We start from the raw sequence: 15,085 nt of genomic DNA on the forward strand, positions 1-15,085 counted from the left end.
TCCCCTCCTGTTTTCTATTATACTGTTAATCAAAATAATGGAAAAGCGATAACTAACTGTTGAACTTTACTTTTATTCTTTACTAAAGTTAAACGTTCTTAAATTACAAAAAAATGCGGGATAGAAATCCCGCACCATAGTTCACGCTATCATCTGAGGAGGTATGCCCTACACTACAATATACGAATATCTAGCTTTAGATGTATAGGTTATCGCCCTCTATATGTAAAAATAGGCCCCTATTTACTTTTTAACAATCAAACAGAGAATAGGGTTGTCCATTAAAACACATATTTATGACAAGTTTTCTTTTATATATTGTAGCGCCTCTTCGACATGTCCCTTTACTTTCACTTTACGCCACTCTTTAACAAGATTTCCATCTTGATCAATAATGAAAGTAGAACGTTCAATTCCCATATATTCCTTCCCAAAGTTTTTCTTCAGTTTCCAAACCCCATATGCCTCAGCAGCTTCGTTATTTACATCAGCTAAAAGTAAAAATGGCAGTTCATGCTTTTCTATAAATTTTTGATGTCGATTTAGGGGATCGGGGCTAACTCCTAGTATTACTGCATTTATATCTGCAAAATTTGCATGTTGATCACGGAAATCACACGCCTCCGTTGTACAACCTGGTGTCATATCTTTCGGATAAAAATAAAGAACAACAAACTTCCCGCGAAAATCTGCTAACTTAACGATCTCACCATTGCTTGCTTCCAAGGAAAATTCCGGAGCCTTTTGACCAACCTCTATTGTCATAAACTTATCTCCTCCTATTTATAAATCGTTGTAAATCCTTTTTTAAAAGAGAATCTTCAAAATAAATAACAGTTCTCATTACAAAGGCAGCAGGTAATATATAACCAATTAGGGCTTCGAAAATAGCAATCCATCTGCCCATCCCTAACGGAACAATATCACCATAGCCTACAGAAAATAATGTTACCGCACTAAAATATGTTGTTGTTTCTAATAGCTCCAAAAACGGAGCTTGAACCTGCTCTCCATTTTCTATAATTATCCCCATACCGGAATATTGCATTATTGCATATATACAACCGAAACCTGTAACTAAAATAACATATGTAAGAATTAGCAGCAAAAAATTTTCAAACGTTAAATATTGACCACGCTCTCTTTCAAGATGGCTTGACCATACCCACTGCAAGCTTTTGTAAATTATTGTTGTAATACCGGCAATCCCTAAATACAACATCATATTCTTTTCACCACCCTAATATAAAATGTATGACGAGCAGGTGGAGAATAGAAATATGAACATTATTTTTAATACAGCTATAATTTACTAATTACCTGCCCCGCGATACTTTGTAACCCCCTTATTCCATAGCCAAATTGAAAGCATAAAAAATACAATCCCCATAATAGGTGTAAGAAAAGCATAAACATACCATTCAGACCGTCCCAAAAAATACGCCGACGGATATACACCTACAAATGCAAACGGCAAAATCCATGTAAGTACAAATCGAATCACATGATTATAAATATCAACTGGGTATCGGCCGTAGTTACCAATATTATACATCATGGGCATGATTGATGTTCTGGCATCTGACCAAAAACCAATCGTAGCTAACGAAACAAATATTCCAGCGTAAACGAGCGTACCGCCAAGGACCATCAAAACAAAAATTAGTGGATCATACCAATGTAATGATAACCCTAAATTACCGCCAGCATAAAACATAATGATTAAACCAGTAACAATACCAAAAAGCGATTCAAGCTCCATTCGTTCTAATATTATTTGGAACAAACTATGAATGGGTCTCGTTAAAATACGATCCATCTCACCTTTAACGATATACCTCTCATTAAAATCCCATATATTAAAAAAAGCTCCAAACATCGCAAATGGCACAAGAAAAAAGCCATAAATAAAAATGATTTCATCCCGGTTCCATCCACTCAAAAATTGCGTATGCCCAAATACAACTAATATGAATACCAAGTTAACAAATTGAAACAAAAGATCAGACATAATTTCAACTATCATATCAGCTCGGTATTCAAGTCTAGTTTTCATATATTGACCCATATATTGAAAAAACATCGATACATAAAACACCCTCACCTAACCTCCTTGCACAACGAGCTTTTTCCTTGCTACAATCCATATAACTTGTATCGGTAAGAATAACACAATGGCCCAAACTACTTGAAAAAGGATTGCATGTGTAATTTCTCCACCTGTAAAACCTTCTGTAAAAATCATACTTGGAATATAACTAATTGCTTGGAAAGGAAAAAATGCCATTACTTTTTGTGCTACTTCGGGATAAAAGCTAATCGGCAGCAGCAATCCTGAGAATAAGTCAATAACCACCCGTTTCGCTCGAAGTAAACCTGCTATATTAAAGATAAAAAATGTCATTAGTCCAGTTAATAGATTTATTTGAGAATTTATAATAAAGCTTAATAGAATAGAAATTGCAAAATAACCCCAAATATGGAGACTACCTGAAAATTCAAGTGGGAAAATAAAACCTACAATGACCATTCCTGGTAACGAAAAAAACAACAGTCGAAAAATACCTTCACCAAGACCTTGCATCGTTTTCATACCTAAGTAGTTATAGGGCCGGATCATTTCAACTGCTACTTTACCTTCCTTTATTTCGTCTGCAATTTCTCGATCTATATTATTAAAATAAAATGCACGCGCCATCCACGCGATTGCTATATACGTTACCATTTGCACGATTGATAAACCTTCAATTGATTCCTTGCCACCATAGATGGCATTCCATAAGAAATAATAAGCTCCAATATTGATACTATAAATTAAAATACCGCTGTAATAATTCGTTCGATAAGCGAGCATCATTAAGAAACGAATTCGGATCATTTCTATATATTTTGCCACTATACACATTCCTTCCTACATGCTGTTCTAATTACTTTTAAAATAAATTAAGAAGATTTACCCATACCACGCTCATAAATATTACGAATAATTTCCTCAGTTGAAATTTCATTAATTTTAATATCATTTATTTTATGTTGTGATACAACATTACTTATTAACGAAGAAACTATCTCTTTCTCATCACTTACATTCGCAATCCAAAAATTTTCATTTTTTCCTTTTTGCCACTGCACGTTTAAACCGCTTGTTAACTGTAATAACCCTCCCTCATTTGCTATAGGTGAGCTAAATTGAAATTGAATTTGCTTTCCCTCTCCCCAATTTGAACGAAGATCAACTAAACTTCCATCATATATAATTTTACCTTCATCTAGCATAACAACTCGTTCACATAGTGCCTCAATATCCGTTAAGTCATGAGTTGTTAATAGAATTGTTGTTTGATACTTTTCATTAATCTCTTTTAAAAATTCTCTAATTTTCAACTTAACCAATACATCTAAACCAATCGTAGGCTCATCTAAAAAAAGCAATGGTGGATTATGTATTAATGCAGCCGCTAGCTCACAGCGCATCCGTTGACCAAGCGATAATTTTCGTACAGGTTTATCTAATAATGGTCCAATATCTAACGTTGCAATCACATGATTCATATGATCATCGAAAGCTTGGTCAGAAACTCTATATACCTTTTTTAATAGACGAAACGATTCTTGAACAGCAATGTCCCACCATAATTGGGATCTCTGTCCAAAAACAACCCCAATTGTTTGAGTAAATCGTTCTCTCTCTTTATGCGGATTCATACCATTTACAATTACTTTACCTTTAGTTGGTTGAAGAATTCCTGTCAACATTTTTATTGTTGTAGATTTCCCCGCGCCATTTTCCCCAATATAACCTACCATCTCTCCAGGCTTTATCTTTAGTGTAATATCTTCAACTGCAGGTACAATTTTATACTGACGATTAAGTAAATCCCGAAATGCCCCTTTCAGCCCTTCACGACTTGAATATGCTTTGAATTCTTTTCTCAGATTTTCTACATCAATGATGTAATCCATATTTTTTCCCTCCATAGTGCCGGTCTTCACTAGCCTAGTCTACCTAATTATATAGCAGCACACAAATATCATGTATATACTCAAATAAAAGGATTCTATTATCTGACAGAAACTGTACATCGAGGTTTAAACTATACTAGTTAAAAATTTTTAGAAGGTTTTTTTGTTGTATAAGTTTGATAAGATATACAATGAGATTATTTTGGGAGGAAAAAATCATGAACTTCGAAAAATCAGAAGAATTATATACTGAAGCCCAACAGCATATTGTAGGTGGTGTAAACAGCCCGTCACGTGCTTACAAGGCTGTCGGGGGCGGGGCTCCGGTGTTTATGGAACATGCAAAAGGGGCTTATTTCTGGGATGTCGACGGCAACAAATACATAGATTATCTTGCGGCATATGGTCCGATTATAACTGGTCATGCCCACCCACATATAACCAAAGCAATTATGACGGCAGCTGAAAACGGTGTATTATATGGAACGCCAACTGCACTTGAAATTAAGTTTGCAAAAATGCTTAAAGAAGCAATCCCATCAATGGAAAAAATTCGCTTTGTTAATTCAGGTACTGAGGCAGTAATGACAACGATTCGTGTTGCACGCGCTTATACAAAAAAAGATAAAATTATTAAATTTGCAGGCTGCTATCACGGACACTCTGACCTTGTACTTGTTGCCGCTGGATCAGGCCCGTCTACACTAGGAACACCTGATTCTGCTGGTGTACCGAAAAGCATTGCCCAAGAAGTCATTACTGTTCCGTTTAACGAAATCGAACCCTTACAAGAAGCTTTACAAAAATGGGGAAATGAAATTGCAGCAGTATTAGTGGAACCGATTGTTGGAAACTTTGGGATTGTAGAGCCGAAACCTGGATTTTTAGAAAAAGTAAATGAGTTAGCCCATCATCATAATGCACTAGTTATATATGATGAAGTCATAACAGCGTTCCGTTTTATGTATGGAGGCGCACAAAACTTATTAGGCGTGGAACCTGATATTACTGCTTTAGGCAAAATTATTGGTGGCGGACTTCCTATTGGTGCATATGGCGGCAAGAAAGAAATTATGGAGCAAGTTGCACCGTTAGGACCGGCATACCAGGCAGGAACAATGGCCGGAAATCCTGCTTCAATATCAGCAGGAATAGCATGTTTAGAAGTATTACAAAAAGATGGTATTTACGACAAGTTAGCGGAATTAGGCAAAAAACTTGAGGACGGTATTTTAGACCGTGCTAAAGCCTATAACATTCCGATTACAATTAACCGTCTTAAAGGAGCATTAACCATTTATTTCTCTAATGAAAAAATTGAAAATTATCAGCAGGCCGAATCTACAGATGGAGAAATGTTCGCTAAGTTTTTTAAATTAATGTTAAACAAAGGAATTAACCTTGCCCCGTCCAAATATGAAGCATGGTTTTTAACAATCGCACATACAGAAGAAGATATTAACCAAACATTAGCAGCTGTTGAACATGCATTTTTATCAATAAAAAATGAATAAATATACAATATATTCAAAAGCCAGGTATAAAAGTCCATACCTGGCCTTTCTTTTATCTTTTAGTGAAAACGCTTACAGGACAAGGGTTCCGGTGACCACAGATACCATTTTTAGATTACTTTCATCGAATATTTGCATCAATAATAGAATTGATTTTATGTATATCGCGTGCTATGATTAGAACTACGATTCTGGAAATCTGAAGTTTTAGAAAACTCTTAAAGTTTATAATTTCATATTTCAATCCGTACTAAATCTCATTGGAGGTGAAGGCCATAATAGGCCAAATATAATGAAAAAAAATTGGAGTCCTGCTTTATTTAGAGAATTTTACAACTCAGAGCATGATGCCTGCGGGATTGTATCATGTATTGAAAAGCGCCGAATCCCAACAAAAACAAATATTGATTTAGTTATCGACGCTTTATGTACAATGAACCATCGCGCAGGCTTCATCAATGGCGAAGGTGATGGTGTAGGTGTACACATTGATATCCCTCGTGCATTATGGAAGGAAAAATTGGCAAACGCAGATCTTGATTCAACAATTGTAGATCGCCAAGATTTTGTTGTTGGACATGTGTTTATTAGTCGTGACGGAAATGCAAAAGAAATTAAAGATAACATTAAAGCATTATTAGCAAAGGATTCTTTTGATCTAGTATTCGAAACAGATCAAGTCACATCCTCATCCGCCCTAGGTCCCATTGCAATTCAGCAAGAACCCGTTTTTTGGCAATTTGCTCTATTACCACAAAATAACTCTGTTAATCTAGCACAAGCTTTATTTGAGCTAATCATTGAAATGGAAAACAACTACCCTGTTCATGTAGCATCTCTTAGTAATCACCACGCTGTTTACAAAGTATTAGGTGCTGGTGATATCTTACCAAAATTTTATCATGACTTAGCAAACCCACTCGTTTCTTCAACAATGACGTTAGGACATAATCGATATTCAACGAACACATTATCCAACTTCTTTCGTGTTCAACCATTTGCTGTTTTGGGTCATAACGGAGAGATCAATACAATCTCAAAACTCCGCGATGAAGCAGAGATGGTTAATGTACCTTTAACAGATGGCGGAAGTGATTCACAAGACTTGGACCGCACAATTCATACTTTTATTTCAAGAGACGGTTTTAGCTTATTTGAAGCATTAGATATTTTATTCCCGCCAATTATTAATGAAATTAAAGCTTATCCATCTCATTTACAGGATTTATATACTTATATTCGTGAAGCATGGGGACACTTTGCACAGGGTCCAGCAGGTATTATTTCCCGCTATGCAGACGAAGCTGTTTTCAGTCTTGATGCATTAGGCTTACGTCCACTTTGGATGGTACAAACTGAAACATCTTACATCTTCGCTTCAGAACCTGGGATTTTAACTTCAAGCGAATACGTTGCAGAACCAAAACCTTTTTCACCTGGTGAAAAAGTAGGCTTAAAATGGGACGAAAATGGTGATATTCAAGTATTCTATCATCATGAATATCAGGAAGAAGTTTATAAGAGAATGAGTCAACGCTTAAATATAAAAAAAGCGAGCGCTCGGTTAGCATCACCTAAATACGATGCAAGTCTAGTTGCTCCGGTTCTTGCAAAGGTTACAGATGGCCAATATTCAGCGTTTGGTTGGGATCGCGAGCATATTCAATTAATTGAACAAATGGCTGAAAAAGGTGCAGAACCAATTCGTTCTTTAGGTCATGACGCACCGCTTGCCGCAATTCAAACTAATCGAAAAAACATTGCTGACTTTATTAAAGAAAGTGTTGCTGTAGTTACAAACCCTGCTATTGACCGTGACCGTGAAACTGAACATTTCTCAACTCGTACAGTTATTGGAAAACGTCCTTCTTTATTTAAAAATGAAGCGAGTTTCAATGTAGTAGAATTATTTTCTCCTATTTTACTAGAAGGTCAAGTTGCAGTTAGTCTTTCAACTGAATTAGACCATCCTTCCTACAATCAACTGATTGAAAATTTTGGTAAAAAAGGACTTGTAAAAATAATTTCAGCTACATTTACTGAAGAGGAAACTGTATCTCAAGCTTTAGAACGTTTAGGTAATGAGGCAGAGGAAGCAATTAATAATGGAGCAGCATTAATTGTTTTAGATGATGCTAAAGCACATCAAAATGGAGAATTATGGTTAGACCCACACCTTCTTATATCTGCAGTGGATCAAGCATTAGTTGCTAAAAATATCCGCCGTGAAGCTTCATTGGTAATTCGTTCTGGTGCAATACGCTCATTACATGACCTTATTCTTGCATTTGGTTTAGGTGCAGATGCCATTAGTCCATATTTAATGTTCTCTACTGTTGCATCTGAAGATAATACACCTGTTAAAAACCTATTTAGTGCACTAACCAAAGGTCTTGAAAAAGTTATTTCAACAATCGGTATCCATGAGTTACGCGGCTACGACAGACTATTCTCTGCAATAGGTTTACATGAAGATCTTGCTAGCATCTTGAAAGTTGTAAACTTCCTAGGTTCAAATGAAATCAGTTATAATTTTGATTCACTGAAGGCAGACAGCCAAGCTAGGCATAATGATTATATTGACGAAAAGTCAAAACCCGGTAAAACATTCCATGTATTACCACGTATTTGGAAGGCAGTTGGAGAAGTTGCTCGCTCTGGCTCTTATGATGCGTACCGTGAAAAACTAGACGAGTTAGAAACGACTAACCCAACAACTATCCGTCATTTTGCAGATTTAAAAGTGTCTTCTACCCCAGTTGATCCAAGCAAAGTAAAGATCGGAATTAAAGATCATGATTTACCATTTATCATCAGTTCGATGTCATTCGGTTCTCAAAATGAAATTGCGTTCCGCTCTTATGCTGAAGCTGCTGACAGATTAAATATGATTAGCTTAAATGGTGAGGGCGGAGAAATCAAAGACATGCTTGGTAAATATCCAAAGACTCGTGGACAACAAGTTGCATCAGGTCGTTTTGGTGTTAATGCTGAGCTATTAAACTCTTCTAACTTATTAGAAATTAAAATTGGTCAAGGTGCAAAGCCTGGTGAAGGTGGTCACTTACCTGGTTCTAAAGTAACAGCGAAAATTGCTGAAGCACGTAACGCAACAATCGGTTCTGACTTAATTTCACCATCCAATAACCATGACATTTATTCTATTGAAGATTTAGAGCAAATGGTTACTGAGTTAAAAACAGCAAATGATCAAGCAAAGGTTATTGTAAAAGTTCCGATCGTACCTAACATTGGTACAATTGCTGTTGGTATAGCAAAAGCAGGTGCTGACATTATTAACCTTAGTGGATTTGATGGTGGTACAGGTGCTGCTCGTATCCATGCATTACAAAATGTAGGATTACCTGCTGAAATAGGTGTTAAAGCAGCACACAATGCATTAATTGAAGCTGGAATGCGCCATAAGGTTGAACTTTGGGCAGACGGTGGCTTAAAGAGTGCGAAAGATGTAATTAAGGTGATGCTGCTTGGCGCAAACCGCGTTGGTTTCGGTACGCTTTCGATGATTGCAGTTGGTTGTACAACTTGCCGTGGCTGTCACCTAGACACTTGTCACGTTGGTATCGCAACACAAATTGAATCAGAAGTACAAGCGAAAGAGCACGGCCTACGTCGTTTTGTTCCACGTAAATATGAGCCATCTGTAGAAGGCTTAATGAATATGTTCACTGCATTTGGTGAAGAGTTAAAGAGATTAACAGCATCCCTTGGTTTTGAAAATCTACAAGATATCGTAGGACGTTCTGATTTACTTGAACAAACACGTGGTAAAGACCAACTTGACTTATCACCAATGATTAAAACCTTAGAAATCAAAGAAATCGCGTACAAAGAAGTTGCTGCAGCTACTGAGGAAAAACAACTTGCTGCTGCTATCGCTGCAGGTGCAGAATACCTTGATATAAACACACAAGAGCTGCTATCATCTCGTGATTTCCAATCTATAACATCAGAGCAACGTGTACTCGGAGGAAGGGTATCTTGTCATCGCGTTCGAAATCGTTTAGATGGCTCTTATAAGGAATTACCAGAACTATCGTTACGTTACCTAAACGGATCTATTCCAGGTAATGGTCTAGGAGCTTACAATACTAAGGGCATTAGCATCCAAGTAGAAGGCGGTGCCCAAGACGGCATTGGTAAAACTGCATTTGGCGGTGGCATTTATATCTTTAAAGCTAAAGGTAAAAATGGCCAATACTATAATGGATCTGTTGGTAAAGGATTCGGTTATGGTGCACAAAAAGGTTCTCTATTCGTTCAAGGTAATGCCGACGCACGTGCCGGAATTCGCTTATCAGGTGCTGATATGATTATTGGCGGCCGTTTAACGACCCCTATTCCTGAAAAAGAATACGGAAAAATCGGTGTAAATGCTAATATTAAAGGTTTTGCTTTTGAATATATGACAAATGGACGCGGCTTAGTTCTTGGCGATCCAGGTCCATGGATTTGTGCAGGTATGACTGGTGGGGCTGTTTACTTAAGACATCAACCTGAAATGGGCTTAACTAAAGATGCATTACAACGTCGTATTGCTAAAGGTGCAGTTGTTTCAATCCAACCTCTTTCTAAGAAGGGGATTGAAGATGTTAAAGAATTATTAACAAACTATATTGAGCAGCTAAAAGCACACAACCAAGATGAAGAAGCTAAAGAAGTATCTGCATTGCTTGAAAATACTGAAGCTAATTTCTTAGAAATAGTTCCTTCTAAAGAGCAAGCTGACCCTTCAATTGCAACAGAATAATTTTTTTTAATGCAATTATTTCATTCAAAAAACCTCGTTGGTCAAACTAACAGGTATACTTCAGAGGTGCAAACATTGTAAAACACATAGGAAAGCGCACTTGAATTCACTTTATAATTCATAGTGCGTTTTTTATTGATTTATAAACATTTTGGCGAATTTTAATAACTTATCGTCTCCTAATTCACATAGTAAATCACAGGGTATGAAATAAATAATGGAGGGTGCTTGATTTTGAGATTTAGTATGTAGATTATAATTGAGTAACCAGAGTTAGTAATAATAAGCGGAGATTTTTCGGTTAAACAGCAGGATAGAGCTTGGTTTGAGGTATATAAGCGGAGATTTTCCGATTAAGCAAAGCAAAGGTACCCATTTTTACGTTTTTCGAGTAAATAGGCGGAATCTTTCCGTCTATTTAAGCTATTTTCAGTACTATTTCCTAATTAAGCGAAATTTCTCCGCTTATATATCAAACTCTCTTTAGCATCTAATGAAATTAGACAACTTACGGGTGGTTTCGGGGAAAAATGAAAAGTAAAAAGGGATTAGAGATATTGCATCTCTAATCCTTTTTTACTGTGAAGTTTATGTGATTTGCTAATTTGATTCGGGCTGCAATTTACCGTTTTGTACCTCACAAGTAAACCCGTTATGGTCAAACGAGGTTTTTTTGTTTATTATATTTAGCAAAACTTGTAAATGATATTAATGACCTTGGATTTTCTAATTAAATACACATAAAATATTATTAGTGTTTTACATTATTTTTCCTAATTTTTTCTTGAACCTCCAAGCAAATCATTGTATAGTTGCATTTATGACTGTTTAGAAAGCGCAAGCGCATAGCCTTTAGAGAAAGGATTTTGAATCTATATATGAAACTAGGTGCCCGAATACTTAAGACAGGGATTGCAGTCACATTAGCAATCTACGTCGCTAAATTAGTTGGAATCCCTTCCCCTGCATTTGCTGGAATCGCGGCTTTATTTGCAATTCAACCATCTATATATCGTACATACCAATCTATAATTGAACAAGTCCAAGGAAATGTGATTGGTGCAATCATGGCTATATTATTTTCAATCATGTTTGGACATGATCCTTTTGTAATTGGTTTAACTGTTATTATTGTAATCTCAATTATTCTTCGCTTAAAACTTGAGAGTACCATCTCATTAGCCATTGTAACAGTCGTTGCAATAATGGAAAGTCCTAGCGAAACATTTATACAGTTTGCTTTATATCGTTTTTCAGCTATCATGATCGGGGTTTTCGCATCTTTTATTGTAAACTTGCTGTTTATTCCACCAAAATACGAACCAAAGCTTTACCATAAGATTGTTGATATAACAGAAGAAATCTTCAAATATATTCGTGTTAGCTTAACAAATGCATCCGAGTATTCAATATTAAAAGATGATATTGATCGCTTAAAAGAAAGAACCGTAAAAATGGAAAACCTCTATCTTTTTTATAAAGAAGAACGACAATATTTCCGTAAAAAGCATTTTGTAAAAGCACGGAAACTTGTTTTATTTAGACAGATGATGATATCCACATCAATTTCATTAAACTTATTACGGAAACTGCATAAGCTCGAAAACGATTATCATCAATTACCTGTTTCCTTACAACAAATGATTAAAGAAAATATCGATAGTTTAACAACCTATCACGAACAGTTACTTTTTAAGTACATTGGTAAAATTCGTTCCAATCCAACAAATTCGTTAATAGCTGATCTATCGAACCAAAAAGATCAAACTATTAAAGCCTTTATGGAACTTTACTCTCAACAGAACGATTACGAGCAACAAATTTGGCTGCACGTTCTTCCTTTACTAACAATCATCACTGAATATCACGATACATTAGAACACCTAGATCAATTAATCGACAGTTTTCAGAATTACCATAAAGAAGATAATGAAGTAAATATCACAGAAAAAGAGGAAGAATGAGGGTAGCGCAAGATTTTATTGCGTTCCCTCATTCTTCACTTTTTGGCACACTTGTGGCTATTCTGTATCCTGTAATCGTAGTAATCAAAGAAAAATAAAAAAGCATCGAAACAAAGTTATCATTTGCTTCAATGCTTGCCACCTAAGATAATTGTTTTATCGATTTCTGGATTAATATCATCAAGTTGCTGAACTTTAAACAAGTTATAGTAACTACCCCTCAATTTCATTAATTCATCATGCCTTCCAACCTCTTTAATTTCACCGTGCTCAATTAATACAATTCGATCGGCATGTGTAATCGTTGCAAGGCGATGTGCAACAATAAAGGTTGTACGGTCTTTTGCCAGTTTATCTAACGCTTCCTGTATTAGGTGTTCACTTTCTAAATCCAGGGCAGAGGTTGCCTCATCTAATACAAGAATCGGCGGGTTCTTTAGAAAGACCCGGGCGATTGCAACACGTTGTTTTTGTCCTCCAGACAGCTTTACACCGCGTTCACCTACTTTTGTATCATAACCATTAGGTAATTCCATAATAAAATCGTGTGCATTCGCTGCTTTAGCTGCTTGAATAACCTCTTCATCAGTTGCATGAGGATTACCCATCAAAATATTCATTTTAACCGATTCACTAAATAATATGTTATCTTGTAACACCATACCAATTTTATCGCGTAGCGATCTTGCTTTTAAATCACGGATATCAATATTATCTAGCAAAATACGCCCTGATGTTACATCGTAGAATCGTGGGATTAAGCTTACAAGCGAAGACTTCCCCCCACCACTCATCCCTACTAATGCAATTGTTTCTCCAGACTCAACACTTAAATTAACATTTTTTAAGACCTCTGACTCATCGTCGTTGTATTTAAAACCTACATGATCAAACTTAATATTACCGCGGACTTCGTTTAGCTCAATTGCATTACTTTTATCTATAATATCGTATTCTTCATCAATAAATTCAAACATCCGATCCATAGAAGCAATTGATTGCGTTAAGGTTGTTGATGAATTAACAAGCCTTCTTAACGGATTGTATAGTTTATCCATATAGGCAACAAATGCCACCATTGTACCTACAGTTAAATTCCCCATAATAACTTCATAACCCGCAAATGCAATTACAATTAACGGAGCAATATCTGTTATTGTGTTTACGACAGCAAATGTTTTTGCATTCCAACTCGTATGCTCTAATGCTTTATCGAGAAAATTTTTATTTTGTTTGTCAAACTCTTTTTGCTCGTAGGCTTCTAATGCAAAACTACGAATAACCGGTACACCTTGGACTCGCTCATGGAGATGCCCTTGGACCTCAGCTAGAGCTTGTGATCGTTTTCTAGTCAACATACGTAATCTTCCATAAAAATATTTAATGGAAAACCCATACAACGGGAATAGAATAATTGCTATGAACGTAAGCTTTATATTCATTGTAAACATAATGGCCATTGCGATAAAAATGGTCATCGTATCTAACCAAACATTCATTAATCCGGTAATAACAAAGGTTTTGGTTTGCTCTACATCGTTAATAACCCTTGAGATAACTTCTCCGGCTTTTGTATTTGAATAATATTTTAAGCTTAATTTTTGAATGTGGGCAAATAACTGATCGCGAATATCATATAAAATCTTACTAGCTGTCCATTGTGCATAATATTGGCGATAATACTCAATTGGAGGTCGCAACACTAGAAAAATGAGAAATGCTATGCCCATCATTGTAAAAAGTTCATGTATTTTTTGATCATGCGCCATTGTATCATTGTAGATAATATCATCTAGAACATACTTTAAAATGAGCGGCATTAACAGAGGGATTCCAAATTTTAAAAGACCAATTAATATGGTTATGAAGATCCTTGACTTATACGGACTTACGAATTTTAAATACCGTTTTATACTGTCCAAAACAAAACTCCACCCTTCAGTTAGAGACCACTAATTCGGCTAAAACGAATCATGAGCACCTAAAGGTTTACTATTTTCTACCACAATCTTTTTAATAAAAAGCTGGCTCCCGCCTATCTTAGCGGAAGCCTCAATACATTCTAGGATCGATATGTTAAAAATCTTTCGTACCAATTATCTACAAAGTCTGGTGCAAACGGACCTTTACGTTGTCTAATCCAATGTATGAGGTCGTTTACATTTTTCTTTAAAATATAATCAATCTCCTCTGGATAATTCATTTCTCTCCTATGTAATTCATATTCATCTTCATCCAAAATATTATAAGTCATATCCGGAAAAACTTTAATATCTAAGTCATAATCAATATATTTCAATACACCGCCATCCCATGCGAATGGAGAACTTAAGTTACAATAGTAATACACGCCATCCTGTCGGATCATTCCAATAATATTAAACCAATGATCTGCATGAAAGTAACAAATTGCTGGTTCCCGTGTAATCCATGTTCGACCATCTGATTCAGTAACTAGCGTCCGATCATTCCCACCTATTCCAACCGTACGTGTCCCTTTTAGCAATGTAGTCTCTTCCCAAACACGGTGAATGTTCCCATTATGCTTATAGCTATGTATTTGTATTTTTGATCCGGCTTTGGGAATGAACATACTTTCTCCTTTCTACTACGTTAACACTAGTTGATTTCACCAACTGAGCAAAATTTATAGTATTTTTTATATTTAACTTTTTAATTTACTTAGTTTGCTAATTATGCCTATTTTTTATTATTATAACGGTTTAAGCTTTAATTTAAAACTATTGTGATTTAAAATTTAGAAAAAGTCCGTTTTTTTATGTATAATTATTAACTATTTATAAATAGACTCAATTGAATTCTTAAAGTAAACAAAAACACTCCCCACCACGAAAAGGTAGGGAGTGTTTTTG

The 15,085-nt window shown here is 35.7% G+C and carries 10 protein-coding genes; 3 read left to right on the plus strand and 7 right to left on the minus strand.

Going from position 1 to position 15,085, the window contains the following annotated elements; translation table 11 throughout:
• Positions 1-294: 294 nt before the first annotated feature.
• From bcp to C1724_RS15605, 5 genes are all read right to left on the minus strand, one after another.
• Entirely contained in the window at positions 295-765 is a 471-nt protein-coding gene (gene bcp, locus C1724_RS15585; protein ID WP_102347629.1) for a thioredoxin-dependent thiol peroxidase, read from the minus strand.
• A 4-nt stretch (positions 766-769) separates the two neighbouring features.
• Positions 770-1,225 (minus strand): potassium channel family protein, encoded by a 456-nt coding sequence (locus tag C1724_RS15590; RefSeq protein ID WP_258000415.1) that lies wholly within the window; start codon positions 1,223-1,225, stop codon positions 770-772.
• A gap of 87 nt (positions 1,226-1,312) precedes the next feature.
• Complete coding sequence (locus C1724_RS15595; RefSeq protein ID WP_102347630.1) at positions 1,313-2,098, minus strand: ABC transporter permease; 786 nt, start codon at positions 2,096-2,098, stop codon at positions 1,313-1,315.
• Between the two features lie 6 nt (positions 2,099-2,104).
• On the minus strand, positions 2,105-2,896 hold the full coding sequence (locus C1724_RS15600; RefSeq protein WP_102347631.1) for an ABC transporter permease: 792 nt from the start codon (positions 2,894-2,896) through the stop codon (positions 2,105-2,107).
• Between the two features lie 47 nt (positions 2,897-2,943).
• Positions 2,944-3,963: an ABC transporter ATP-binding protein gene (locus C1724_RS15605; RefSeq protein WP_102347632.1), complete on the minus strand. Its 1,020-nt coding sequence runs from the start codon at positions 3,961-3,963 to the stop codon at positions 2,944-2,946.
• Positions 3,964-4,181: 218 nt separating this feature from the next.
• Between C1724_RS15605 and C1724_RS15610 the strand changes: the two genes are divergently transcribed.
• The 3 genes from C1724_RS15610 (at position 4,182) to C1724_RS15620 (ending at position 12,212) form a co-directional block, all read left to right on the plus strand.
• On the plus strand, positions 4,182-5,477 hold the full coding sequence (locus C1724_RS15610; protein ID WP_102347633.1) for a glutamate-1-semialdehyde 2,1-aminomutase: 1,296 nt from the start codon (positions 4,182-4,184) through the stop codon (positions 5,475-5,477).
• 292 nt (positions 5,478-5,769) lie between these two features.
• Positions 5,770-10,248, plus strand: a complete 4,479-nt coding sequence (locus tag C1724_RS15615) for a glutamate synthase-related protein (RefSeq protein WP_102347634.1) — start codon at positions 5,770-5,772, stop codon at positions 10,246-10,248.
• A gap of 878 nt (positions 10,249-11,126) precedes the next feature.
• Positions 11,127-12,212, plus strand: a complete 1,086-nt coding sequence (locus C1724_RS15620; RefSeq protein ID WP_102347635.1) for an FUSC family protein — start codon at positions 11,127-11,129, stop codon at positions 12,210-12,212.
• Between the two features lie 128 nt (positions 12,213-12,340).
• Here the strand turns inward: C1724_RS15620 and C1724_RS15625 are convergent, their stop codons facing one another.
• Both C1724_RS15625 and ntdP read right to left on the minus strand, forming a co-directional pair.
• Positions 12,341-14,134 (minus strand): ABC transporter ATP-binding protein, encoded by a 1,794-nt coding sequence (locus C1724_RS15625; protein WP_102347636.1) that lies wholly within the window; start codon positions 14,132-14,134, stop codon positions 12,341-12,343.
• Positions 14,135-14,274: 140 nt separating this feature from the next.
• Complete coding sequence (gene ntdP, locus C1724_RS15630; RefSeq protein ID WP_102347637.1) at positions 14,275-14,805, minus strand: nucleoside tri-diphosphate phosphatase; 531 nt, start codon at positions 14,803-14,805, stop codon at positions 14,275-14,277.
• Positions 14,806-15,085 lie beyond the last annotated feature (280 nt).

Origin of the sequence: Bacillus sp. Marseille-P3661 (genome assembly GCF_900240995.1) — a bacterium.
In the GTDB taxonomy this organism is placed as follows: Bacteria; Bacillota; Bacilli; order Bacillales; family Bacillaceae_J; genus OESV01.

Excerpts from the sequence above, each read along its gene's own strand:
- C1724_RS15605 (WP_102347632.1), bottom strand. The coding sequence starts at position 3,963 with ATGGATTACATCATTGATGTAGAAAATCTGAGAAAAGAATTCAAAGCA.
- C1724_RS15590 (WP_258000415.1), bottom strand. The coding sequence starts at position 1,225 with ATGATGTTGTATTTAGGGATTGCCGGTATTACAACAATAATTTACAAA.
- C1724_RS15620 (WP_102347635.1), top strand. The coding sequence starts at position 11,127 with ATGAAACTAGGTGCCCGAATACTTAAGACAGGGATTGCAGTCACATTA.
- ntdP (WP_102347637.1), bottom strand. The coding sequence starts at position 14,805 with ATGTTCATTCCCAAAGCCGGATCAAAAATACAAATACATAGCTATAAG.
- C1724_RS15615 (WP_102347634.1), top strand. The coding sequence starts at position 5,770 with ATGAAAAAAAATTGGAGTCCTGCTTTATTTAGAGAATTTTACAACTCA.
- C1724_RS15610 (WP_102347633.1), top strand. The coding sequence starts at position 4,182 with ATGAACTTCGAAAAATCAGAAGAATTATATACTGAAGCCCAACAGCAT.
- bcp (WP_102347629.1), bottom strand. The coding sequence starts at position 765 with ATGACAATAGAGGTTGGTCAAAAGGCTCCGGAATTTTCCTTGGAAGCA.